Below are 23,125 nucleotides of genomic sequence, written 5' to 3'. Positions count from 1 at the left end.
AATTTGCCCCCAGCATGAACTTCAATCCTAGCAACTCAATCTTAATAAATACCGGCGTCGGTTAGCGCCTGTTCAACGACTGGCTGCGATTTTTCAGAAAGTGGGGTCAAAGGAAGACGCAGTTCACCTTCTTCAATCAAACCAAGCTTATGTGCAGCCCATTTTACTGGGATAGGGCTTGATTCAACGAATAGGTTCTTGTGCAGAGTCATCAAACGTTCATTGATCGCTTCTGCTTCGTCGTATTTTCCTTCACTTGCCAAATGGAACATGTCTGCCATGTCCTTAGCCGCGATATTGTTCGTTACCGAGATAACGCCATGACCGCCAAGTTTAACAAATTCTAGGCCAGTCGCATCATCACCACTTAGTAAGATAAAATCTTCGCCACAAAGTTCACGGTGAAGTGCAATTCGGCTTAAATCGCCTGTCGCGTCTTTTAGAGCCACGATATTATCAAGCTTTGACAAGCGTGCCACTGTCTCAGGCAACATATCTACCGCAGTACGACCCGGTACATTGTACAAAATTAGAGGTACGTCACTCGCTTCAGCAATTGCTTTGTAGTGTTGGTACAAACCTTCTTGAGTTGGTTTGTTGTAGTAAGGCGTTACGCTCAGGAAACCCGTAATACCAGAATCAGCCAATAATTTGCTAAATGTCACTGCTTCGTGGGTTGCGTTTGCACCCGTACCAGCAATCACTGGGATACGACCGTTTGCAAACTCAACGGTTTTATTTACGACCTTTACATGCTCTTCAATGGTTAGAGTCGCTGACTCACCAGTGGTGCCAACCGCAACAATACCGTCTGTACCTGCTTCAACATGGTACTCAACAAGCTTTTGTAGACTATCAAAATCTACTTCACCATCTGATTTTAGTGGTGTAATCAGCGCTACGATACTTCCTGAAAACATGTTTATCTCCCTCATTTTACTCTTTCTGCATGGTACTGTAATGCGATTGAAAAACACAAGAGCGTAAACTCGCTTACAAAGTACAAATGAATGAATAATTATCAGTTGTTAGAGGTCTCGCAACTAAAATGTGAATTTTGTTCTCAATCCTAGCCATTCTGATAATTGTGTTTGGTGGCGACATGCCGTGAATAAGCCTAGGCCGCCGCTTTTAATTAGGCGCGGAATATACTCTCTCGTCATGAGGCTCAAGTCAGCGTTGAGTGAATTAATAGAGTACTCAACAATCAAACTGTTCACTTAATCAACAAAGCGTTTTAACAAGTTTAAAAAAAGAACTGACTCGACATTTCTGTGCCGTATCTGTGCTAACATCTCTCTATTGAAGAAAGGACAAGAAGCTCATTTATGAAGCAACATCTGGTACTTACAGCGGTTGGAACGGATCGTCCGGGCATATGTAACCAAGTGGTTAAGCTCGTCACACAAGCTGGCTGTAACATTGTCGATAGCCGTATTGCTATCTTTGGTAATGAATTCACTCTTATCATGCTGCTTACTGGTAACGCCAGTAATGTCACCCGCGTCGAAACGCAGTTGCCACTACTAGGTCAAGAACACGACCTTATCACTATCATGAAACGCACGTCAGCACATGAGTTGCTCGACAACAGCTACACCATGGAAGTGTTCATTGAATCAGAAGACCGTATCGGCCTCACTGAGAAGTTCACACAATTCTTCGCCGATAAACAGATTGGTCTAGATTCCCTTAGTGCGCAAACAATCAGTAAATCGAAAATCCAATTAGATGCCGATCAGTTCCACATCGCGATCACCGCCTCAGTGAGTTCTGACTGTAATCTGATGCAATTACAAGAAGATTTCGATGAACTTTGTAATACGCTCAACGTACAAGGTTCTCTGAATTTCATTAAAAACAATCTATAAAGTAAAGGATATAACAATGAATACGCTGACAGCAGGCTCGCCAGCGCCAGCCTTCTCTTTGCTCGACCAAGATGGCAACACCGTTTCTCTCGGTGACTTCAAAGGTAAAAAAGTTCTGTTTTACTTCTACCCGAAAGCAATGACTCCGGGTTGTACCACCCAAGCAAAAGGCCTGCGTGATGTAAAAGCAGAGCTAGATGCACACAATGTTGTGGTATTGGGCGTAAGTATCGATCCAGTGAAACGCCTTGGTAAATTCATCGAACGTGATGAGCTAAACTTCACACTACTTTCAGACGAAGACCATGCGGTTGCTGACCAGTTCGGTGTATGGGGCGAGAAGAAGTTCATGGGTAAAGTGTACGATGGTCTTCACCGTATTAGCTTCCTGATCAACGAAGAAGGCGTGATTGAGCACGTGTTCAACAAGTTCAAAACCAAAGATCACCACGAAGTGGTTGTGAACTACTTGAAAGAAAACGCGTAAGCTTAGCTTTCATCCAAATACCAAAAAGCCCAGCAATCGCTGCAATGTAGTTCACTTAAGCGGAGTTGCTTTGCGATTAACAGGATATCGGGTCTTTGATATTTTTACCGCCCTAGGCCGATTAGGCTTAGGGCGTTTGTCTATAAAGAGGATGGATAGATCTCCCCTGAGACTCTTTAAACGCTTAGGTGTATTGCCTGGCGATATCGCTTTACTCATCACCTTCAGTTGGCTCGCTATAAACTGACAAGCATATTTAAAGCTAATTTCATTCGGCATTCTTCCATGCTCAACCGCGGCCTGACTCGCTTCACGTCTTACTAAGTTATAACCAAGCAACAGCCCCCAGAGTTCTTGATAAACAAGGTCTACTGTTTTGCTGCGTAATACTAAGGTATTGTGTTGCATTGAGCTTTTGATATCACGATAACCCAATTCGATTTCCCAACGCTCGTGGTAGAGTTTGGCTACTGCCTTCGCGTCGTAGTTTGTTCTAGGAAGGGAGGTAAAAACGGTTTTCTGCTTACCTTGTACTTCGTAGGTCACCGCTCTGACTTGCCATTTCTCAGGTAAGCTAGGGTTCTTTTTGCGAGCTTGCGGAGAGACTTTCATTTCTATGAGCATGTCATTACTTTCTTCTTCATCTAGAAGTGTGTATTTCAGCCCCTTCCTTGCTGGTATCAACCAATGCCTATTGATACCGCTATTTTGAAGAGAGAGAAGTAAGTCTGCACCGTAAAACCCTTTATCCAGTAACGTCACAGAGTTATCTGGCAAGGAGTCGATGAAGGGCATAGCAAGCGGGATTTCACCACGCCGATAGGGGCTTATAGCGGCGTCAACGATGACATGAGAGCGGACATTCATGATAGTCACAACTCTTAGCACTGGATGCGGTGTCTGTCTGTTGCTGGAGGTATTACCCGAGCCAAAGTGCTCTCTAAGTTCGGGGGTATCTGCGGTTCGAAAAAGAGCACCGTCTACAGCAAAAACTTGTAATCCTTGCCACGTATCATCACGGTATCGTTCAAGACCCCACGTCCGCCCACATTGTTTAAACAAACACTCTGGTGCAGCTCTACCTAAACGTTGTCTTGCCTGAGTTAAAGCACTTTTTGCTAATAACTCTTCATCGGCTAAGCCATCCGCACAGACATTCATTCTTCGTGCAACTTCGGCAATAGGTTCATTACGGAAGAAGGCCATGCCGACAATTAACCACAAGACCATGTCACTTGGTAGCCGACGTCGGCGAATAGTCGCCTTATCAGAAAGACTAGCTGCCTTAACAACCCATTCATCTGGGATATGTTCAGAGAAAGTGGTGAGTTGAGCTACATCAACAGGATTTTCTTCGAGGAAATCGGCAAAACAGTTTTGGATAGACATAAAAAATCGGAAGCCTAGAAACAGGCTTCCGATTATCTCTCAGCAGAAGGATCGGTCAACCGATCCTTATCTGATCTACATTGCAGCAATCGCTGGGCTTTTTATTGGATTCGATTTCTATTCTTGTATCGGTTCGTTTTCTTCAGTACTTGGCAGTGCGTTCCATACCGCTTTTACTAGTGTCGCCAACGGAATTGCGAAGAAGACGCCCCAGAAGCCCCACAAACCACCGAAGACCAACACGGCAACGATAATCGCCACGGGGTGAAGGTTTACCGCTTCAGAGAAAAGCACAGGGACTAATACATTGCCGTCTAGTGCCTGAATGATGCCGTAAGCGACCAATAACCAGTAGAACTGTGGTGTTAAGCCCCATTGGAACAAACCAACAATCGCGACAGGCACAGTCACTGCAGCCGCACCGATGTACGGGATAAGCACTGACAAACCCACCGCTACAGCGAGCAATGCAGAATAGCGCAGGTCAAGAATCGCGAACGTCACGTAACTTACGCCACCCACGATAAGGATTTCTAAAACTTTACCGCGAATGTAGTTCGAGATTTGCTCGTTCATCTCGTGCCAAACTTTGTTCGCTAGCTTACGGTTTTTCGGCAAAATGCCACTCGCCATGCGCAGCATTTCTTCTTTGTCTTTGAGCAAGAAGAACACCAACAGCGGAACAAGAATCAGATAAACCGCCAGTGTCGCTAAGCTTACCAAAGATGCCAAAGAGCCTTTTACCACACTCTCACCCAAACCAATGGCTTGGTTTTTCGCGTTGGTAACCACGGTTTCTACGATCTCTAGATTTGCCAGCTCAGGATAACGCTGTGGCAGTGTAGCAATGAACTTTTGCAACCCTGCATACATGTTCGGAATATCGTTTATTAAATTCCCCACCTGCGTCCAAATCGTTGGCACGAGACCAAAGACGGCAATCAGCATCAAACCGATAAAGATTAGAATGACGGTAATGACGGAGAAAGTACGCGGAATACCCAAACGGCACATTTGTGTCACTGGCCATTCAAGTAAGTATGCAAGAACGATCGCCACCAGCAATGGCGCAATCAAATGCCCGAAAAAGTAAATTGTGATAAAGCCGAACAGCAAGATCGCCACTAGGCTTACTGCATGTGGGTCTGAAAAGCGTCGCTTATACCAACGACTTACCATTTCAAGCATCTTATGAAGATTCCTTATTGAATACTGTCAACGTGAAGTGTTCCGGCGAAGTTTGGCATTCCACCGCATACCCTTGGTTAAGTAAATACTTCACGATATCGTGTTTAGAGCTTTTATCCACCACTTGAATGACAAGCTGATGATATTTCCGCGTTTCTCCCTGAAACACATCTGCAGCGTGACGCTTAGCAAGTAACAGTGCCATAGGGCAGCGTTGCTCGCGCAAATCGAGTAACATGGATTCCATTGTATTGCTCTGCACTTGTGATAGGGTTGTATTGTAACGGCTTTTTGAGCTGGTGCTAGTGATTTAAGCGTAGACGACAAAGACTTTATAATTCAAAATTTTAACATCTTGTAAGAAGTATCTACGAAACCAATCCGTTTATTTTCGGTCTTATAGCTAGCATATTCATCCCATAAGGATGACCATAATGCATGGTGGTCATGCTGAGAGGAACTCGGCACCCAACCCATGTTTCGGTATTTTGGAGAATCTTTAAACCGTATGTTAAAACGCACTCGCTCGCTAGTTTGTTTATGCCTTGCTGCTGCATTGAGTACACCAACACCTATTTACGCCAATAGCCTTGATCTCCCTGATATTGGTACTGCAGCTGGAGGTACTCTGACGATAGATCAGGAGTTGATTTATGGCGACGCTTACATGCGTATGCTCAGAGCCAGCAGCCCTATTGTTAGCGATCCCGTCATCAATGAATATATTGACACACTTGGACACCGCTTGGTTGCCAATGCGAATGACGTAAAAACTCCGTTCCACTTCTTTATGATCCGTGACCGCAACATCAACGCATTCGCCTTCTTTGGCGGTTACGTTGCATTGCACTCGGGTCTGTTTTTGCACGCTCGTACTGAAAGTGAGCTTGCCTCTGTTGTAGCGCACGAAATTGCCCACGTAACACAGCGCCACCTTGCACGAAGCATGGAAGAACAAGCTCGTCGCTCGCCAGCGACTATGGCAGCACTCGCTGGTGCATTGCTACTCGCCATTGCATCTCCAGAAGCCGGGATGGCAGCCGTGACGGCAGCAACAGCCGGTAACATGCAGAGCCAAATCAACTACACTCGTTCAAACGAGAAAGAAGCCGACCGCTTTGGTATTGCAACCTTGGCGAAAGCAGGCTTTGACGTACAAGCAATGCCGCGCTTCTTTGGCCGCCTAGCGGATGAATACCGTTACGCGAGTAAGCCGCCACCAATGTTGCTGACTCACCCATTACCTGAAGACCGTATTACCGATAGCCGAGCGCGTGCACGAGCTTACCCGCCAATGCGTATCATGCCTTCGATTGATTACCATTTGACTCGTGCTCGAATCGTTGCACGTTATGCGGGTATCGATGGACAAGCGGCAATGAGTTGGTTTAATCGAACTCAAAAGAAAGCCTCTCCTGAAATCATCCCGTCTTTTGATTACGGTCGAGCGCTCGTTCACCTAGACAACAAACGTTTGAGTGAAGCTGAGCCACTTCTGAAAAAACTGCTGCAACAAGACCCTGGCAATCCATTCTATTTGGATGCCATGACCGACTTGTACATCGCACAGAAGAAGCCACAAAAAGCGGTTGATATGCTAAGCAGTGCGCTAAAACGCAACCCGCAAAACAAAGTGCTGACCATCAACTACGCTAACGCTTTGCTGGAAGCGAATAAGAATGAAGAAGCCGTACGCATTCTTCAACGCTACACGCACGATAACCCAGAAGATACCAACGGCTGGCACCTTCTATCAAAAGGTAACCACGCACTGGGTCGCAATGACGAAGAACTCGCCGCTCGCGCAGAAATTTTAGCGCTGCGTGCAGGATGGAATAAAGCCATTCAATATTATTCTGAAGCAAGTAAAATTGCTGAGCTGGGCAGCTTAAAACAAGCACGATACGACGCTCGTATCGACCAGTTAATGATCCAAAGAGATCGATTCATGGCATTACAATAACGAAATGGAGAAAACCATGTCAGTCGTGATTTATCACAACCCTCGTTGCTCAAAGAGCCGTCAAACTCTAGAACTTCTAGAGCAAAACGGTGTTACACCGGAAGTTGTTAAGTACCTTGATACACCGCTTAATGTGGAACAACTCAAAGCACTTTTCGCTCAACTTGGTTTCTCTTCTGTACGCGAAATGATGCGTACAAAAGAAGACATTTACAAAGAGCTTGCACTGGGTGAAGCGTCAGTGACAGACGAACAACTGTTCGAAGCAATGGCACAAAACCCTAAACTGTTCGAGCGCCCTGTTGTGGTTGCCAACGGCAAAGCGAAAATTGGTCGCCCGCCAGAGCAAGTACTGGAAATTCTATAAATGGATTGCCAGATCCTCATTTTGTATTTCAGCCGTCATGGCTCGACAAAACAGCTGGCAAGACAAATAGCAAGAGGGGTCGAATCGACTCCTCATTGCGAAGCGATTTTGCGTACAGTTGAAGAATTGTCACCTCACTCACATACCCCTTCCGATCCAATTGTTACTCTAGATGAGTTGAAGCAGTGTGATGGCCTCGCGTTTGGCAGCCCAGTATGGTTTGGCAACATGGCAGCACCGCTTAAGCACTTTTGGGATCAAACCACACCTTTGTGGGTGAACGGCGATCTTATCGATAAGCCAGCTTGTGTGTTTACCTCATCATCCTCAATGCACGGCGGTCAAGAAACCACGCTACAGAGCATGATGACCCCACTTCTGCATCACGGCATGATGGTGTTAGGAATCCCTTACTCAGAGCCAGAACTGCATACCACCCAATCAGGTGGAACCCCATACGGGGCAAGCAGTGTAGGACAAGAACCAAGTCTTACGGCAGAAGAGATTCGTCTCGCACAACAATTAGGAAAACGACTGGCGACCGCAGCGAAAAAGCTCAAAGGAAGTCAGTAAGCTCAAGGATAAGAAATCGATGTCTGACATTATTGACCAACCACCTCTTAGCACCCGAACCCAAACCTATCGCTACATGGCACTGTTCGGTAATTTGGCATTGTTAGCTTGGGTCGCGATTTGGCAATTAGCGCTTTCCCCTCACCCGCATCTAAGCAGTACCACACTCGCTATCGCATGGTGTATCCCACTACTTTTACCATTGCCAGGCATTCTTGCAGGTAAGCCATACACGCACGCATGGGCAAACTTCGTCTTGATGCTGTACTTCTTACACGCGCTGACAATTTTGTATATCGATGGTGGTGAGCGTTGGTTAGCAGCTGTGGAACTGCTCCTTACTTCACTCGGCTTTGCAGGTAACATCTTGTTTGCACGAGCGCGTGGTAAAGAGTTGGGGTTGAAGCTAAAACGTCTATCTCAAGTAGAGAAAGAAGAGAAAGCTAAATTCAATAAATAGCAATTTCAATAAGTAGCTAGCCCAATACGTATCTGGATGATGAAGCCTCCAGTTTTCTCACTCCCAGCAAGAAATACCAAACAATAAAAAAGAGTCGCACTTGGCGACTCTTTTTTTGTTCAGCTTGTTGCTATGTTGCTAGCTAGGCCTAATGCTTAGTTTAGGTCTTCAACCACATCCGTTTCTAGCACTGGCGCAATCTCTGAGTTTTCTTCAGGCTCGACAGGCGTGCGAACTGGTGCATTCCATTTGTAGATCAAGTCGTACTGCTCTGGTGCAGGCTTCACTACAACAGGCTGTTCTGGTTGCGCAGTCTCTGTATTTAGATCGACCACTTCCGCTGCTTGAGCGTCTTCTGTCGTTGCTGGCAGCTGTGTTGGCTGTGCAGGCTCTTCAGGTAACTGGGCCGGTACAACCTCTTCCATACCAGCCATTGGATCTTCCGTTACTTCCAAAGAACGGATAGAAGAGACTTCTTGCTCAAACGCTTGTTGAGAAGCCAATAGATGGATAGTTAAAGTGACTTGATTGCCTTGAATACGCTTAATTTCAGCACCAGCAACCGAGCTCAACTTTGTAAGTGAGTTTTCTAGCTCGAAGAAATCCATAGCAGAGGAAACGCTAAGCACTTTCACATCAATCGCTTCTGATGATTTGCTAGAAACGACGACAGCGCTCTTCTTCGCGTAGTAATCGGCAATACCACCTACCATTGCTGGAATCGCATTTGCGCCCGATGCTGAGCCACTGCGTGGAGATTGTTTAGACTCAGAAAGCTGGGCTGGAGATTGGTCGTACAACGTCCAACGAATCTTATCGCCTTGAACACGAACAATCAGTACCGCATCCACAGGGTAACGTTGGCTCGCTTGGCTGATAGGGTCAACAAAGTCACCCCATAGATCAGAAACGTTCACGCCTGTTACATCATCGAAATCACCCACTGGCATCGTGATTGGAAGACCACGTGCTTGTGCAGCATCACGAAGGGTCGCTGCACTCGTTGAATCTGAATGCTCCCATGTAATCGTGCGATCGTAGCCTTGCTCTTCTACCATCCAAACCAGAATGTTCGCACGGTTTGGTGACCAAAGAGGAAGCTGAGCTTGCGTTAGTAGTGAGCGGATCTGGCCACTGTTAAACAGCATTTTTAAGCTGCTTTGACCATCAATTTGGCCATAGCCAAGTTGGGAAATATAGCGAGAACTTGAACCCACTGCTTTCTTAATTACTGGGTTGCTAAGGGAAGATTGGCTGCCTGTCGCACGCACAATCACATCTTGCATACCTTGTTGACGTGCGAGTTCTTCGCCGTCTTTTTGCTCACCGTCGATCGCCACTTCGGCACGATAGATATCTACCTGAGTTAATGCATAAACTGGCAGAGACAACCAACCTATCAATAAGAGAGCTAAATAGCGCATAGTTTTCATAATCCTCTGAACAAGAACACGCATGATAAGCAACTATCAAACCTTGAGCAAGAAGAGTACTGAGTGAATTGTCTGTATTCTGACCAATTTAAAAGGCCCGCATGAAACTAAACATTCGCTGACCTTATAAATCCACACAAAAGTTTGATCTAGGCAACATTGCAATCGATTGCCAGATGATAAGATTCGCCGGATTTGTCTGCGTATCTTTGAATAGGGAATTATTATGAAAAATGCGTTACAAGGCGCTCAGATGCTCTTTGTCGCTTTTGGTGCTCTCGTACTTGTGCCACTTCTGACTGGCCTTGACCCAAACGTTGCTTTGTTTGGTGCTGGTGTCGGTACTCTTCTTTTCCAACTGATTACTAAACGTTCTGTTCCAATCTTCCTTGCCTCTTCTTTTGCGTTTATTGCTCCTATCATGTTCGGTATCCAAACTTGGGGTATCGGTGCAACCATGGGTGGCTTGATGGCTGCAGGTTTGGTGTACGTTGGCCTTGGTGCGATGATCAAAGTGCGCGGCGTTGGGTTCATCCATAAGATTCTTCCGCCTGTCGTAGTTGGCCCTGTAATCATGGTGATTGGTCTTGGCTTAGCACCAACGGCTGTAAACATGGCAGTAGGTAAATCAGGTGACGGTGCAATTCAATTAGTGAACGGCGACGCAGCGATTATCATCTCCGCAGTGTCATTGCTAACGACGATTGCATTAAGCGTATTCGCGAAAGGCTTCCTAAAACTGGTTCCTATCGTCGGCGGTATCTTGGCAGGCTACACTGTGTCTCTATTCTACGGCGTGGTCGATTTCACTCCGGTTGCTCAAGCGGCTTGGCTAGCAATGCCAAACTTCACCGCGCCTGAATTCAACATCAACGCTATCTTATTCATGATCCCTGTAGCTATCGCTCCTGCGGTAGAGCACGTAGGTGACATGCTAGCGATTTCTAACGTAACGGGTAAAAACTATCTGAAGAAGCCAGGCCTTCACCGCACTATCGCAGGTGACGGGGTAGCGACAATTGCTGCTTCTATGGTTGGCGCGCCACCAAACACGACTTACAGTGAAGTAACTGGTGCGGTTATGCTAACTAAGGCATTCAACCCTGTAATCATGACATGGGCCGCTATCACAGCCATCGTACTTGCGCTGGTTGGTAAGCTAGGTGCGACTCTACAAACGATTCCAGTTCCAGTTATGGGCGGCATCATGATTCTACTGTTCGGTTCTATCGCAACAGTCGGTCTGAACACACTGATCAAGAACCATGTTGACCTTCACAAATCACGTAACCTAGTGATCGTAGCAGTAACGCTAGTGTTTGGTATCGGCGGTATGGCTTTCGGTATTGGCGAGTTCAGCCTACAAGGTGTGAGCCTATGTGGTATCGTGGCTATCATTCTTAACCTAGTGCTACCACACGACCTTGGTGAAAACCACGTGGTGGATAACGCACAAATGGAAGAAGAGAACGCGAAGTAATTTGTAGTGCGGCTTAATCGATTTAAGTCGCCTTTCCTACTCTCGTAACTCGTAACTGTCTTCTACATAACAGATACAAAAAAGGCTTGGTTTTCACCAAGCCTTTGTTTTTTCAATTCAGTAATAATCTAGCATCAAGCTCGAATTATTTAGTACCGAAGATCTTGTCACCTGCGTCACCAAGACCAGGAACGATGTAGCCTTTGTCGTTTAGCTTCTCATCGATTGCTGCTGTGTATAGCTCAACGTCTGGGTGAGCTTTTTCTAGCGCTTCGATACCTTCAGGAGCCGCTACAAGAACAAGTACTTTGATTGCCTGACAACCTTTCTCTTTTAGAAGATCGATTGTTGCGATCATAGAACCGCCCGTTGCAAGCATTGGGTCAACAACTAGAGCAATACGCTCGTCGATGTTAGAAGCAAGCTTGTTGAAGTAAGGTACTGGCTCAAGTGTTTCTTCGTCACGGTAGATACCAACAACACTGATACGTGCACTTGGCATGTGCTCAAGTACGCCGTCCATCATGCCAAGACCAGCACGTAGGATTGGCACTACTGTCACTTTCTTACCTTTGATTTGGTCAACTTCTACAGGACCGTTCCAACCTTCAATGGTTACTTTTTCTGTTTCAAAGTCTGCTGTCGCTTCGTAAGTAAGTAGGCTACCGACTTCTGTCGCTAACTCACGAAAACGCTTCGTGCTGATGTCACCTTCTCGCATTAGACCAATTTTGTGTTTTACTAGAGGGTGTTTAACTTCAACAACTTTCATTTCCATCTCCGGCTTTTTTGGCAATATTTAAACAAACCTTCAGATTATACATGATTTTTGCAGGGATATCAGGATAGATCACTAAAGAAAAAAACCGACGCAAACGTTTGCTATCTGTATTTAACCACTGGTAGAATAGCGCCGTTTTCATATCCAACTTAAAAACCGAGGACTTCCCTGTGAGTGGTAACAACTCTTCTCTTAGCTATAAAGACGCTGGTGTAGATATTGATGCAGGCAACGCGCTTGTAGATCGTATTAAAAGTGCGGTTAAGCGTACTCGTCGCCCTGAAGTGATGGGTGGTATCGGTGGTTTTGGCGCACTGTGTGAATTACCGACTAAATACAAACAACCTGTACTGGTTTCTGGTACTGACGGTGTAGGTACAAAACTTCGTCTAGCACTGGATATGAACAAGCACGACACCATCGGTGTAGACCTAGTAGCGATGTGTGTAAACGACCTAATCGTGCAAGGTGCTGAGCCACTATTCTTCCTAGATTACTACGCGACTGGCAAGCTAGACGTAGACACAGCAGCAGACGTGGTTTCTGGCATTGCTGATGGCTGTGTTCAAGCAGGCTGTGCACTTATCGGTGGTGAAACTGCTGAAATGCCGGGCATGTACGAAGGCGAAGACTACGACGTTGCAGGTTTCTGTGTTGGCGTAGTAGAAAAAGAAGACGTGATTGACGGCACGAAGGTAGCAGCAGGCGACGCACTAATCGCTGTTGGCTCAAGCGGTCCACACTCAAATGGTTACTCGCTTATCCGTAAGATCCTAGAAGTATCCGGCGCAGATAAGAACGAAGAGCTAGCAGGTCGCACTATCGGTGAGCACCTTCTAGAACCAACTAAGATTTACATCAAATCAGCACTTAAGATGATTGAGAAGCACGACATCCACGCGATTTCTCACATCACTGGTGGTGGTTTCTGGGAAAACATCCCACGCGTACTGCCTGAAGGCACAAAAGCCGTTATCGATGGTAACAGCTGGGAATGGCCAATCATCTTCAAATGGCTACAAGAGAAAGGCAACGTTGAAACGCACGAAATGTACCGTACGTTCAACTGTGGTGTTGGTCTAGTCGTTGCACTACCAAAAGACCAAGCAGACGCAGCGGTTGCTCTTCTTAAAGAAGAAGGCGAGAACGCATGGGTGATTGGTGAAATCGCTCAAGCAGAAGCAAACGAAGAGCAAGTTGAAATCCAATAACTTGCGAATCAAGCTCAAAAAATAAAAAGAATGAGGACGCTATGTCCTCATTCTGCTATCTGGAACATCGAAAACCATTCTAATAGTAGGTAATTTAGTGATTACGCACGTCAAACCTACAGTATCAAGGCAGTCTCAATATGATGAAAAACATAGTGGTCCTCATTTCGGGTAACGGCAGTAACCTACAAGCAATACTTGAAGCCTGTGAAGCCTGCATGCCAAACGCACAAGTGGCAGCGGTTTTCTCCAACAAAGCTGATGCCTACGGTTTGGAGCGTGCAAAACAGTTTGATGTGAATGGTCACTTTGTCGATCCTAAAGCATTCGAATCTCGTGAAGACTTTGATGCTGAACTGATGAAGCAAATTGATGAATACCAACCAGATGTGATTGTACTGGCAGGTTACATGCGTATTCTCAGCAGCGCGTTTGTTTCCCATTATCTGGGCAAGATGATCAACATCCACCCTTCTCTATTGCCCAAGTATCCGGGTTTACACACCCACCAGCGTGCCATTGATGCCGGAGACAAAGAGCACGGCACCAGCGTTCACTTTGTCACAGAAGAGTTAGACGGTGGTCCTGTTGTGCTGCAAGCTAAAGTACCGGTATTTGAAGACGATGATGCCGACGCACTCGCCGCACGCGTTCAAACTCAAGAGCACAACATCTACCCAATGGTGACGAAGTGGTTAGTCGAAGGACGATTATCGATGACCGAAGGCAAAGCGTATCTCGATGGTTTTGAGCTAAGTGCTCACGGCTACGCCGCGGAGTAATTCTTAATTCCAAACACCAAACGCAAAAGGCAGCCATCAGGCTGCCTTTTGTTTTATTCAAATGTTTTACTGCGAGAAAACCATCACTCCAACGGCTCAGTCGGCGCTTGGTTACCCGGCTTAGGCGCAGCAAATGGTACATCCGTTAGCGCTTCGGCGTTGTTCAATATCAATTCGCCAACATGGAACAAGCCATACTCACCCGGCTTCATTCGATGCCAAGTCTCATTGCCCGTTAAAGGCTGAGTCGCAATCACAGAAACCACATCGTTTGGTGTTGTCTCTTCTTGGAAGTTGATTTCTACATCTTCATCCAACAGAGCGGCCTTGCCAAATGGTGCTCGACGCGTGATCCAGTAAAGATGGTTGGTACAGTAAGTCATCACAAACTCACCGTCGCTGAGCAGCATGTTAAACACGCCCTTTTCTTTCAACTTATCGCAGCACTGGGCAACATAAGCAAAACCGCTTCCATATCTTGAGGAGGCTCAGGGTATTTGTCTTCCATCTGCTTGAGTAGCCAACAGAAAGCCATCTCACTGTCGGTTTCTCCGACCGGACGGTGACGACCCGTATACAAATCTTGGTAGTCAGTTAGCTGACCATTGTGTGCAAAAGTCCAATAACGTCCCCAAAGCTCACGCGTAAACGGGTGTGTGTTTTCTAGATTCACGCCACCTCGGTTTGCTTGGCGAATATGGCTGACCACCGCACGACTTTTGATCGGGTAGTTTTGCACTAATTCAGCAATTTTCGAGTCACAACTTGGGTTTGGATCTTTGAAAGTACGGAACCCCTTTCCTTCATAGAAAGTAATTCCCCAGCCATCACGGTGCGGGCCAGTGCGACCACCGCGCTGCATCAAGCCTGTAAAACTGAAACAAATATCTGTAGGAACATTTGCGCTCATGCCGAGCAATTCACACATGGTTTAACGAACTCCTTACCTTAAAACACAACTAAGCCAGTATTCGGCTTAGTTGTAAATCTTATTCCATCTCTTTTTCGATCAACTGAATGATGATGTGAATGATCTTAATGTGCACTTCTTGGATACGGTCTGCGTAACCAAAGTGTGGTACGCGGATCTCGATGTCTGCAAGACCTGCCATTTTACCGCCATCTTTACCCGTTAACGCGATCGTCTTCATGCCTTTCGCTTGTGCTGCTTCAATCGCTTTCAAGATGTTGCCTGAGTTGCCAGAAGTCGACAAACCAAACAGAACGTCACCTTTGCGACCAACCGCTTCTACGTAACGAGAAAATACGAAATCGTAACCAAAGTCGTTACTTACACAAGAAAGGTGGCTTGGATCTGAAATAGCGATACCAGCGTAACCTGGGCGGTTTTCACGGTAACGACCTGTTAGCTCTTCTGCAAAGTGCATAGAGTCACAGTGAGAACCACCGTTACCGCACGACAACACTTTACCATCTTGCTTGAATGAGTCAGCAATCATTTTCGCTGCCGCTTCGATTTGCGCGATGTTGTGGTCATCACTTAAAAACTTATTCAGAACTTCAGCAGCTTCGTTTAATTCACTTCTAATCAGATCTTGGTACATAAGACGTTCTCTTCATTATTTCGGCCACAGCGGAGCGTTTCCGCTTCTCACTTGGCAAATTGTTCTGATGCGAAATTCACACCGGACAGTTCATTACTCTGAGTTTACCCACAAACGAGAATTAGTGTCGATAGCGAACCAACAGATTTGGATTCATCGCGGTAATAAACTTGTTAACTTGCTTACGAAATCATCACCCAACTCCCAACTTTAGAATTTTAACTCTACTTAGATCACTTTTTACTCAATCTTGGGTTTTACATTTTATTAATATTTTGGTTACACTTACGAAAACTGGTTAGACCTCTTACCAAAATACAGACGTACAACATAATTAAAGTCTGAAAAGGAAAAAACATATGGACATCTTGCTCTCAATCGTAGCGATGACAGTTGTATTAGGCATTACGCTTTACCACAGAATGTCACTCGTGAAATCCGTCAGTCTGCTAACTGCTGCCATGCTAGCACTGACTATCGCAGGCTCAGTTGGTGTTATTGGCTGGGCACTTTACGTTCTTGCTGTTGCAGTGTTCGCGGTTTCTAGCATTCGCCAATCCCTCATTAGCCGCAAAGCACTCGTCATGTTTAAGAAAGTCCTGCCTGCTATGTCTCAAACCGAGAAAGAAGCATTGGACGCAGGTACCGTATGGTGGGAAGCCGAGCTATTCAAAGGCAAACCGGAATGGCAAAAGCTTCACGCAATCAAAGCACCTAAGCTGAGCAAAGAAGAGCAAGCTTTCCTAGATGGCCCAGTAAATGAAGTGTGTGCCATGGTGAGTGACTTCCAAGTAACGCACGAGCTGGCTGACCTTCCTCCAGAAGTGTGGCAATACCTTAAAGACAACAAATTCTTCGCCATGATCATCAAAAAGAAATACGGTGGCCTAGAATTCTCTGCATACGCGCAATCTTTGGTACTACAAAAACTAACAGGCGTATCTGGCGTGCTGTCTTCTACCGTTGGCGTACCAAACTCGTTAGGCCCTGGTGAACTTCTGCAACACTACGGTACAGAAGAACAGAAAAATCATTACCTACCGCGCCTAGCGGAGGGTAAAGAAATCCCATGTTTCGCACTGACTAGCCCAGAAGCAGGCTCAGATGCGGGCTCTATCCCTGATTACGGCGTGGTATGTAAAGGCGAATGGCAAGGTGAAGAAGTCCTTGGTATGCGCCTAACTTGGAACAAGCGCTACATCACTCTAGCGCCAGTCGCAACCGTACTTGGCCTTGCATTCAAACTGCGTGATCCAGAAGGCCTGCTTGGTGACCAAGAAGATCTCGGTATCACTTGTGCTCTAATCCCAACTGACCTTAAAGGCGTTGAGATTGGTAACCGTCACTTCCCGCTTAACGTACCATTCCAAAATGGTCCAACTCGCGGTAAAGACATCTTCGTACCGATGGACTTCATCATTGGCGGTGAGAAAATGGCAGGCCAAGGCTGGCGTATGCTGGTTGAGTGTCTATCGGTTGGTCGTGGTATCACGCTACCTTCTAACTCAACAGGCGGCATCAAAACTGCAGCGATGGCAACGGGCGCTTACTCACGCATTCGTCGTCAGTTCAAACAGCCTATCGGTCACATGGAAGGCGTAGAAGAGCCATTAGCACGCTTAGGTGGTAATGCTTACGTCATGGATGCAGCGAGCAACCTAACCGTGGCAGGTATCGACCTAGGTGAAAAACCTTCGGTTATCTCGGCTATCGTGAAGTATCACTGTACACATCGTGGCCAACAGAGCATCATCGACGCGATGGACATCGTAGGCGGTAAAGGTATCTGTATGGGTCCTTCTAACTTCCTAGCGCGTGGTTACCAAGGTGCACCAATCGCGGTAACGGTAGAAGGTGCGAACATCCTAACTCGTTCAATGATCATCTTCGGTCAAGGCGCGATTCGTTGTCACCCTTACGTACTTGAAGAGATGAACGCGGCTTACTCTGATGCTGGCGACGCGGTTGAGAAATTCGACAAAGCGTTAGCGGGTCACGTGAGCTTCACCATGAGTAACCTAGTGCGCAGTATTTGGTTTGGTCTAAGTGACGGTCTAGGTTCTTCATCACCAACCAAAGACGCGACCAAGCGTTACTACCAACAATTGAACCGCTACAGTGCAAACCTTGCTCTACTGTCGGATATCTCGATGGTAGTACTAGGCGGTTCGTTGAAACGTAAAGAGCGTCTGTCAGCGCGTCTTGGTGATATTCTAAGTCAGCTATACCTGAGCTCTGCAACATTGAAACGCTTTGAGCAAGATGGCCGCCCTGTTGAAGATTTGCCATTGGTGCATTGGGGCTTGCAAGATAGCTTGAAGCAAACTGAAGCAGCAGTTGATGAGTTCCTAGCGAACTTCCCGAACAAAGTGATTGGTCGTGCACTACGCGTATTGATCATGCCATTTGGCCGTGTACGTAAAGCGCCAAGCGACAAGCTAGACAGCAAAGTAGCTCGTATTCTACAAACGCCAAGTGCAACACGTTCGCGTATTGGTCGTGGTCAGTACCTAGAACCAACAGAGCACAACGCAGCAGGTAAGATTGAGCTTGCATTGTCTGTGATTCTTCAAGCTGAGCCTGTGTTTGACAAGGTATGTAAAGCGCAAGGTAAACGCCGTCCATTCATGCGTTTGGATATGATTGCTCAAGAAGGCCTAGAGCAAGGCGTGATTACTCAAGAAGAAGCTGATTTGTTGAGAGAAGCAGAACAGCATCGCCTAGACACCATCAACGTAGACGATTTTGAGCCAGAGCTATTGGCCGCAAAGCCGCTGTACCCTCAGATGGAAAACGTCGCTTAAGCGAATGATGGCTTAAACGATAAGTAGGAAAGCAAAACGGGAGCCGAAGCTCCCGTTTTTTATTGAATCTCTGCTTCGCACAACACGGCAATCGCAAAGAAGCGTTTATTGTTCGTTATCTTCTTCAACAATAAACGACTGTTCAATTCTGCGCAGTTCTTCCTGCTCTTTCAGCTTAAGTTCTTCTTGAAGCGTCGCTTTGCGTTCGTTCAATGCTTTCTTCTCTGACTTGGTCAGGAACTTCACCGCTTTTTTGTTCGCCAATGCGTACGCCACGACATCTTCACCTTTTTCACGACGTTCATTCACGCGTTGCGAGAAACGTTCGTTGTCACGTGCTTTACGTTCAGCTGAAGTTAATTCACTCATTTTTATGCCTTTAATAAGAATACAGCAGCCCAATTGCTGCCCTCAGGTAAACAAATGAGAAGTCATTCATATAGCTGATGGCGTGAGTCTAGCATAGATATGTAAAGGAACAGCGAAGTGATTGTGTGTGCGTACTAGAACATACTGCCGAGTGCTCTGCAGAGGGTGAAGAAACAAACGCCCCAGCGCGCTGGCAATAGATTCTTAGTCTCGCTAAAGCTCGCTAGAATGACGGTTTACTTTGAGTTATCAGGTTACTACACGCGCAGTGTTCCTAGGTTTTCGTCATTCTGAACAGTGAGGAACGAACATGATTCAGAATCTACTCACCAAGAGAGCTTAACTAGGCAGATAAAAGATCCGGTTTAGAAAAATATCCGCCAAACACTCTGACTCCGTAATAAATGTACGTCGCTCTAAAATTCGACATGCCATGTTCAAGGCATATTTGACGCAGAAGCCTATCCGCATGCTCTCGACTGCTTTGAGGTAACACTTCTTCTCTCATCAATTGATACAACGCATCATGCACCAGAGAAGCTTTAAGAATGTTCTTGGTATCAATCGCTGGGCCACTAGCTCCATCCCAAGAGTAACCTTTCTTAATCGTCAGCAAACCTTGCTCAGATAGACTCAGAAACGGACTATCGAAAGGCTGTGCGAGAGTAATACCGGTTTCAATCTGTTCTTCGGAATGAAGGTTATATTTGTACGTCCGACGTTTTTTGTACTTCATCAGAGACCTCCTAGTCACCTAGCTTCTTTGAGGCTCTTAACCTAAAGCTTGTCTGCGATTTTCTTTAAGCAAATATTTACCAGCCCATTCGATGTTCTGTTTCTATATTCTCGAAACTACCAATAGCAAAGAAAGGTATTACTCTAATAAAGTAGATTTCTTATATTTCCGTAGCAGCTCTGTCTTCCGTTCTTCAATTTGGCGCATTATGGCATCTTGGATTTCACAAAGAACTGATGCAGAAGCTCCCTTTACTTTTAAATTGATGAAATTGATACACAACTCGGGATTAACAGGTTTCTTTCTTCCGTAGTCACTAAACTCGTAAGATACTTTGCATTCACCAGAATAAGATTTGTAGTCAATGGTATAGCTACCAACGACTTTGGTTACCTTCACATAAGGATGTATGTGCTTCCATTTTATAGATATTATTTTTTCAAGCTTCCCTTTGAGGCGATATTGCTCAACATCTTTTTCTAAGAAGTTGGCTAGATCTGGCAAAGAGTCAATATCGGCCTCCTGATCTGGGTTAAAATGAACATCATCTATCTGTTTGTAAAAGAATTCGTAACCTATATGTTGGGAAGCTAGATCATGTAGAAAGTTCACACGATCTTCGTTTTCAAAATCATCCAAAGAAACCTTACCACCTTCCGGGGAAGCCTTTATGAAACCATTCTTTATCATCGCTTGCTCAACTATAAAAACCACTTTATCAGCGATTTCTTTTGTCTCTGGTGAGGAATGATTGAGCTTTACATTCATCAGTAATTCCGAGCTTCCTCCAACAGTATCTTTCTTCAACTCTACTGAGCCTTTGAAGAATTTTTTTGTTTCATACCAGTCATCTAACAAATCAGTTCTACATACCTCAAAATCAAGTATCACCGAGTTCTCACTAGAACCGTCTAGAGATGTGAAGTCATTAAAGTCAGAAATTTGGTAGTTTAAATAATCATTTTGAAGCAAATCTTCGGGCTCAATTAAACCACTTACAAAATTGAGCAATGCCGTATCACTTTGCAGCTCAAAGTTACGAAAATTAACTTTATCTAAACGTTCTTTAGTTTTGATACTACCTAGCAAATCATATGCCTCAGCAGGACTCAAAAACGACGTAACTAAGTTTGGTACCGTATTAGCCTTATCAGATGAGCCACAGAATACACCTCGATCTCTCAGTAAGGAGTTAATCGTACCCGCGGTACATCGAGATTGGCTAACAAGGTTTTTTAGCTCATCTCCAGAAGGGATGAAAGTATCACTGTCGCTCATTAGAAATCATTCCTGAAAGTTTGGTTGTAGGTCCCGACAATAAGGGTTGGCTCTGGAAAGTTCTCCATATCGTAATAATCATCTTCACAGTTTAAACCTTCCGCTTGCGCCGACATTTTAACTTCATCGACCACAGGAGCATCTCTGAGCTTGCTATATGTTTTAAAATACACTTCATAGTGATTGGTAAACTCAGCACACAACTTACGAGCTAGTTTATAAACTAGTTCTAGAGATTCTTTGCTAAAGTCAAAGTCACAAAGCAAAACTAGCTTTCTACCACCCTCTGTCATTATTGATACTGGGATTATTGGTGATGTGATGTATTCAACAGGCATTACTCTTGAGTGGCTTTTACTCGTGCCAACCTTAAGGGTTGTACCATTGCAAAAGAACTCTAGTAGACTGTATTTTGATTTGATAAAACTTAGCGATGAGTAAAGAAAGTCAGCTCTAGCGTTGTCAATTACGTGAATCACACTAAATTTTAGAGAGCTATCTAAACGAGAGTTTGCGATGTAACTCTTGATATTGTCCTTATCTCCTGACTCATCGTTATTTAGGTAAAAAAGCACCCCAATATCATCCTTTCTCGAACTGCCTTTGAATGCTTTGGTAAGTGAACGCTTTAGCTGAGACTTGGAGTAACAATCCACTGTATGAGCTATATCTGTAAAGTGGGACTTGAAGGTTGTTTTAATATTTGAGTATGGGTTGGAAGAGTATTTTGCTGATACGACAACACTTACAAGTGATTGTTTCTGCAAAGGAGATGGATACAGGAAGAGAGCATCGATGCCATGAGTTTTCTTCTTGTGTGTAGAAATGCAGCAAGATAATTCTTTATTACTGCACATATTCTTCCACCCAAATAGGCGCAAGAAATCATCAACAATTTCTTCCCCGACTTCACCAACATATTTTGAAAATTCACCCATAAATAGAGCCATAGCTTAAAAACAATTTACGCATCTTATTGCATTTAATATTGTTGCTCTAGCTCTTTAAACCGGAAGATAAAAAAACACATAATTATTGTGTGTAATAGTCACATATTTGCACTTAAATAAGCTTTCAAAATCAAAAAACGGAGCCAATCGGCTCCGTTTTCAATTTAAATTCTTGCACCCTACTTCTTAGGCACTTCCAATTGCATCTCTGGCATGGCTTGGCGTTTAGCTTTGAGCTTGCTCCAGATAATCCAGAATAGAATCACCAGAATCAATGCGATGACGTTGCCAATGGCAATGATGATCATGCTGCGTTTACGTTCGGCTTCACGCTCGGCGATGATGCGTTTTTCCATTTCGATGCGGCGTTGCTCGGCGATCTCAGCTTCTTTCGCTAAGCGTGCAGCTTCTAGATCCACTTCATCAACGACGCTGAATGACTGCTCTTTGATTGGGAAGACTAATGAGCGCTTGGTTGCTAGGTCTGTGGCAAAGACTTCACCATGCCATGAGTACTTACCTAACTCTGGATCGTTATCCATATTAAGCGTGGTTTTGGTGCCGTCAGCAGACACTTGACCTTGGCTGTAGCTGATGAAACCGTCTGGTGCTTCTTGCTCGACGTTCACGGCAATGGATCCCGGCGTGATCATGCCTTGCTCACCACTAACCACCAGCTGGTGTGGTTGGTCTGCATGACGTGCTTGAATAAAGGTGCGTGTGATTGGCGATGGGTACACCAGTACCACTTGTTCCTGTGCTCGCAAAAATACGCCATTGCCAGACGTAATACGAGCACGGTATTTACCCGGCTCGATATCAATTGGCAGTTGAACGGTAAACACACCGTCGCCAGCTTTTTCATCTAGCCCACGGCCATCATCAGCAAACTCGCCAATCACCATAGGCACAGGACGCGCTTCTTTGATCAGTTCGTCTTCGTTTTCTACAAACTTAGTGAAGGTGACACGCAGATTTACGCGGTCTAGGAAATCACGCAGTACCAGCGGCTTATCGTCTGAGGTTAAACGCGCAGTAAACTTGAGGGCTTCATTCTGATAAAGGCGATTTGGGAACACATCGGTGCTGAGCTTTAAGTGTGAGATCAGACGAATGTTGTTTTTCGGGGTGACTTTTCCGACAGCCTGCCATGGACCTGGCATGGGTTTATCTATCGAGATGATATCGAGGGAAGATTCTTGATACCAACGAACGTTGTCGTAGGTGCCCCAAGCGTAATACTTTTTACCGTCAGGGCGGACAAGGACGACAGGCTGAGAGCTCTGTTCACGATAAACCAAAAAAGTAATCTGTTCGATGGTTGGATCGACACGAAAGCGGTTATCTAACAAAGACATGGCGGACTCGCTCGCGGCAAACGCGAAACAACTCCAGAACGCTAAAATAGCGACTGACAAAGCCCTCAACATAGTCTCTC

General features: G+C 45.4%; 22 protein-coding genes and 1 pseudogene. 10 read left to right on the top strand and 13 right to left on the bottom strand.

Features of this window, described 5'->3' with window-relative positions; genetic code table 11:
• Window positions 1–41 precede the first annotated feature (41 nt).
• Window positions 42–920, bottom strand: a complete 879-nt coding sequence (gene dapA, locus KJB05_RS04835) for a 4-hydroxy-tetrahydrodipicolinate synthase (protein ID WP_009707394.1) — start codon at window positions 918–920, stop codon at window positions 42–44.
• A gap of 408 nt (window positions 921–1,328) precedes the next feature.
• Here dapA and KJB05_RS04830 point away from each other — a divergent pair, with 408 nt between their 5' ends.
• Both KJB05_RS04830 and bcp read left to right on the top strand, forming a co-directional pair.
• The gene (locus KJB05_RS04830) at window positions 1,329–1,871 is read left to right on the top strand and encodes a glycine cleavage system protein R (RefSeq protein ID WP_005436861.1); all 543 of its coding nucleotides are present in this window, start codon (window positions 1,329–1,331) and stop codon (window positions 1,869–1,871) included.
• A 16-nt stretch (window positions 1,872–1,887) separates the two neighbouring features.
• Complete coding sequence (bcp, locus tag KJB05_RS04825; protein WP_005433058.1) at window positions 1,888–2,358, top strand: thioredoxin-dependent thiol peroxidase; 471 nt, start codon at window positions 1,888–1,890, stop codon at window positions 2,356–2,358.
• Window positions 2,359–2,409: 51 nt separating this feature from the next.
• On the opposite strand, the gene KJB05_RS04820 is transcribed toward bcp, so the two are convergent.
• The 3 genes from KJB05_RS04820 to KJB05_RS04810 all read right to left on the bottom strand — a co-directional run bounded on the left by KJB05_RS04820 (window position 2,410) and on the right by KJB05_RS04810 (window position 5,173).
• On the bottom strand, window positions 2,410–3,747 hold the full coding sequence (locus KJB05_RS04820) for an IS4 family transposase (protein ID WP_213053103.1): 1,338 nt from the start codon (window positions 3,745–3,747) through the stop codon (window positions 2,410–2,412).
• A gap of 117 nt (window positions 3,748–3,864) precedes the next feature.
• Entirely contained in the window at window positions 3,865–4,935 is a 1,071-nt protein-coding gene (locus tag KJB05_RS04815) for an AI-2E family transporter (protein WP_005436858.1), read from the bottom strand.
• A 1-nt stretch (window position 4,936) separates the two neighbouring features.
• On the bottom strand, window positions 4,937–5,173 hold the full coding sequence (locus KJB05_RS04810; RefSeq protein ID WP_208445281.1) for a sulfurtransferase TusA family protein: 237 nt from the start codon (window positions 5,171–5,173) through the stop codon (window positions 4,937–4,939).
• A 270-nt stretch (window positions 5,174–5,443) separates the two neighbouring features.
• Here KJB05_RS04810 and KJB05_RS04805 point away from each other — a divergent pair, with 270 nt between their 5' ends.
• The 4 genes from KJB05_RS04805 to KJB05_RS04790 are packed head-to-tail and all read left to right on the top strand — an operon-like array spanning window position 5,444 to window position 8,298.
• Window positions 5,444–6,898, top strand: a complete 1,455-nt coding sequence (locus KJB05_RS04805) for a M48 family metallopeptidase (protein WP_033005399.1) — start codon at window positions 5,444–5,446, stop codon at window positions 6,896–6,898.
• Between the two features lie 16 nt (window positions 6,899–6,914).
• Complete coding sequence (gene arsC, locus KJB05_RS04800; protein WP_180824740.1) at window positions 6,915–7,265, top strand: arsenate reductase (glutaredoxin); 351 nt, start codon at window positions 6,915–6,917, stop codon at window positions 7,263–7,265.
• A complete protein-coding gene (gene wrbA / locus KJB05_RS04795; RefSeq protein WP_009707399.1) occupies window positions 7,266–7,838 on the top strand; it encodes an NAD(P)H:quinone oxidoreductase in 573 nt (190 codons plus the stop codon).
• Window positions 7,839–7,857: 19 nt separating this feature from the next.
• Window positions 7,858–8,298 (top strand): DUF2069 domain-containing protein, encoded by a 441-nt coding sequence (locus KJB05_RS04790; protein WP_005436847.1) that lies wholly within the window; start codon window positions 7,858–7,860, stop codon window positions 8,296–8,298.
• A 155-nt stretch (window positions 8,299–8,453) separates the two neighbouring features.
• Here KJB05_RS04790 and KJB05_RS04785 read toward each other — a convergent pair whose 3' ends face one another.
• Complete coding sequence (locus tag KJB05_RS04785) at window positions 8,454–9,722, bottom strand: DUF2066 domain-containing protein (RefSeq protein ID WP_208445262.1); 1,269 nt, start codon at window positions 9,720–9,722, stop codon at window positions 8,454–8,456.
• 235 nt (window positions 9,723–9,957) lie between these two features.
• On the opposite strand from KJB05_RS04785, the gene KJB05_RS04780 reads away from it, so the two are divergent.
• Window positions 9,958–11,211, top strand: a complete 1,254-nt coding sequence (locus KJB05_RS04780) for a uracil-xanthine permease family protein (RefSeq protein WP_009707401.1) — start codon at window positions 9,958–9,960, stop codon at window positions 11,209–11,211.
• Between the two features lie 145 nt (window positions 11,212–11,356).
• Here the strand turns inward: KJB05_RS04780 and upp are convergent, their stop codons facing one another.
• A complete protein-coding gene (gene upp, locus KJB05_RS04775) occupies window positions 11,357–11,983 on the bottom strand; it encodes a uracil phosphoribosyltransferase (RefSeq protein ID WP_005445324.1) in 627 nt (208 codons plus the stop codon).
• A gap of 179 nt (window positions 11,984–12,162) precedes the next feature.
• Here upp and purM point away from each other — a divergent pair, with 179 nt between their 5' ends.
• Entirely contained in the window at window positions 12,163–13,203 is a 1,041-nt protein-coding gene (gene purM / locus KJB05_RS04770; protein ID WP_154203458.1) for a phosphoribosylformylglycinamidine cyclo-ligase, read from the top strand.
• A gap of 143 nt (window positions 13,204–13,346) precedes the next feature.
• Window positions 13,347–13,985: a phosphoribosylglycinamide formyltransferase gene (purN, locus tag KJB05_RS04765; RefSeq protein ID WP_208445282.1), complete on the top strand. Its 639-nt coding sequence runs from the start codon at window positions 13,347–13,349 to the stop codon at window positions 13,983–13,985.
• A gap of 83 nt (window positions 13,986–14,068) precedes the next feature.
• On the opposite strand, the pseudogene KJB05_RS04760 reads toward purN, so the two are convergent.
• Window positions 14,069–14,913: pseudogene (locus KJB05_RS04760) on the bottom strand (class II glutamine amidotransferase).
• Window positions 14,914–14,974: 61 nt separating this feature from the next.
• Window positions 14,975–15,550, bottom strand: coding sequence for a D-sedoheptulose 7-phosphate isomerase (lpcA, locus tag KJB05_RS04755; RefSeq protein WP_005436835.1), 576 nt, complete (start codon window positions 15,548–15,550; stop codon window positions 14,975–14,977).
• 359 nt (window positions 15,551–15,909) lie between these two features.
• Here lpcA and fadE point away from each other — a divergent pair, with 359 nt between their 5' ends.
• Window positions 15,910–18,354, top strand: a complete 2,445-nt coding sequence (fadE, locus tag KJB05_RS04750; RefSeq protein ID WP_208445263.1) for an acyl-CoA dehydrogenase FadE — start codon at window positions 15,910–15,912, stop codon at window positions 18,352–18,354.
• A gap of 105 nt (window positions 18,355–18,459) precedes the next feature.
• Here the strand turns inward: fadE and KJB05_RS04745 are convergent, their stop codons facing one another.
• The 5 genes from KJB05_RS04745 to KJB05_RS04725 all read right to left on the bottom strand — a co-directional run bounded on the left by KJB05_RS04745 (window position 18,460) and on the right by KJB05_RS04725 (window position 23,117).
• Window positions 18,460–18,723: a DNA polymerase III subunit epsilon gene (locus tag KJB05_RS04745; protein ID WP_208445264.1), complete on the bottom strand. Its 264-nt coding sequence runs from the start codon at window positions 18,721–18,723 to the stop codon at window positions 18,460–18,462.
• Window positions 18,724–19,066: 343 nt separating this feature from the next.
• Entirely contained in the window at window positions 19,067–19,459 is a 393-nt protein-coding gene (locus tag KJB05_RS04740; protein ID WP_208445265.1) for a DUF1353 domain-containing protein, read from the bottom strand.
• 138 nt (window positions 19,460–19,597) lie between these two features.
• Entirely contained in the window at window positions 19,598–20,737 is a 1,140-nt protein-coding gene (locus KJB05_RS04735; RefSeq protein WP_208445266.1) for a hypothetical protein, read from the bottom strand.
• Window positions 20,737–21,675 (bottom strand): hypothetical protein, encoded by a 939-nt coding sequence (locus KJB05_RS04730; protein ID WP_196299124.1) that lies wholly within the window; start codon window positions 21,673–21,675, stop codon window positions 20,737–20,739. The genes KJB05_RS04735 and KJB05_RS04730 overlap by 1 nt, the downstream gene beginning before the upstream one ends.
• A gap of 191 nt (window positions 21,676–21,866) precedes the next feature.
• On the bottom strand, window positions 21,867–23,117 hold the full coding sequence (locus tag KJB05_RS04725) for a TIGR03503 family protein (protein ID WP_208445267.1): 1,251 nt from the start codon (window positions 23,115–23,117) through the stop codon (window positions 21,867–21,869).
• Between the last annotated feature and the right edge of the window lie 8 nt (window positions 23,118–23,125).

The organism is Vibrio sp. B1ASS3 (assembly GCF_905175355.1).
GTDB lineage: Bacteria > Pseudomonadota > Gammaproteobacteria > Enterobacterales > Vibrionaceae > Vibrio > Vibrio owensii.
Note: the sequence above shows the minus strand (reverse complement) of the source record. Positions and strands in the feature narration are given on the sequence as shown.

Excerpts from the sequence above, each read along its gene's own strand:
- dapA (WP_009707394.1), bottom strand. The coding sequence starts at position 920 with ATGTTTTCAGGAAGTATCGTAGCGCTGATTACACCACTAAAATCAGAT.
- KJB05_RS04830 (WP_005436861.1), top strand. The coding sequence starts at position 1,329 with ATGAAGCAACATCTGGTACTTACAGCGGTTGGAACGGATCGTCCGGGC.
- bcp (WP_005433058.1), top strand. The coding sequence starts at position 1,888 with ATGAATACGCTGACAGCAGGCTCGCCAGCGCCAGCCTTCTCTTTGCTC.
- KJB05_RS04820 (WP_213053103.1), bottom strand. The coding sequence starts at position 3,747 with ATGTCTATCCAAAACTGTTTTGCCGATTTCCTCGAAGAAAATCCTGTT.
- KJB05_RS04815 (WP_005436858.1), bottom strand. The coding sequence starts at position 4,935 with ATGCTTGAAATGGTAAGTCGTTGGTATAAGCGACGCTTTTCAGACCCA.
- KJB05_RS04810 (WP_208445281.1), bottom strand. The coding sequence starts at position 5,173 with ATGTTACTCGATTTGCGCGAGCAACGCTGCCCTATGGCACTGTTACTT.
- KJB05_RS04805 (WP_033005399.1), top strand. The coding sequence starts at position 5,444 with ATGTTAAAACGCACTCGCTCGCTAGTTTGTTTATGCCTTGCTGCTGCA.
- arsC (WP_180824740.1), top strand. The coding sequence starts at position 6,915 with ATGTCAGTCGTGATTTATCACAACCCTCGTTGCTCAAAGAGCCGTCAA.
- wrbA (WP_009707399.1), top strand. The coding sequence starts at position 7,266 with ATGGATTGCCAGATCCTCATTTTGTATTTCAGCCGTCATGGCTCGACA.
- KJB05_RS04790 (WP_005436847.1), top strand. The coding sequence starts at position 7,858 with ATGTCTGACATTATTGACCAACCACCTCTTAGCACCCGAACCCAAACC.
- KJB05_RS04785 (WP_208445262.1), bottom strand. The coding sequence starts at position 9,722 with ATGCGCTATTTAGCTCTCTTATTGATAGGTTGGTTGTCTCTGCCAGTT.
- KJB05_RS04780 (WP_009707401.1), top strand. The coding sequence starts at position 9,958 with ATGAAAAATGCGTTACAAGGCGCTCAGATGCTCTTTGTCGCTTTTGGT.
- upp (WP_005445324.1), bottom strand. The coding sequence starts at position 11,983 with ATGAAAGTTGTTGAAGTTAAACACCCTCTAGTAAAACACAAAATTGGT.
- purN (WP_208445282.1), top strand. The coding sequence starts at position 13,347 with ATGAAAAACATAGTGGTCCTCATTTCGGGTAACGGCAGTAACCTACAA.
- lpcA (WP_005436835.1), bottom strand. The coding sequence starts at position 15,550 with ATGTACCAAGATCTGATTAGAAGTGAATTAAACGAAGCTGCTGAAGTT.
- fadE (WP_208445263.1), top strand. The coding sequence starts at position 15,910 with ATGGACATCTTGCTCTCAATCGTAGCGATGACAGTTGTATTAGGCATT.
- KJB05_RS04745 (WP_208445264.1), bottom strand. The coding sequence starts at position 18,723 with ATGAGTGAATTAACTTCAGCTGAACGTAAAGCACGTGACAACGAACGT.
- KJB05_RS04740 (WP_208445265.1), bottom strand. The coding sequence starts at position 19,459 with ATGAAGTACAAAAAACGTCGGACGTACAAATATAACCTTCATTCCGAA.
- KJB05_RS04735 (WP_208445266.1), bottom strand. The coding sequence starts at position 20,737 with ATGAGCGACAGTGATACTTTCATCCCTTCTGGAGATGAGCTAAAAAAC.
- KJB05_RS04730 (WP_196299124.1), bottom strand. The coding sequence starts at position 21,675 with ATGGGTGAATTTTCAAAATATGTTGGTGAAGTCGGGGAAGAAATTGTT.
- KJB05_RS04725 (WP_208445267.1), bottom strand. The coding sequence starts at position 23,117 with ATGTTGAGGGCTTTGTCAGTCGCTATTTTAGCGTTCTGGAGTTGTTTC.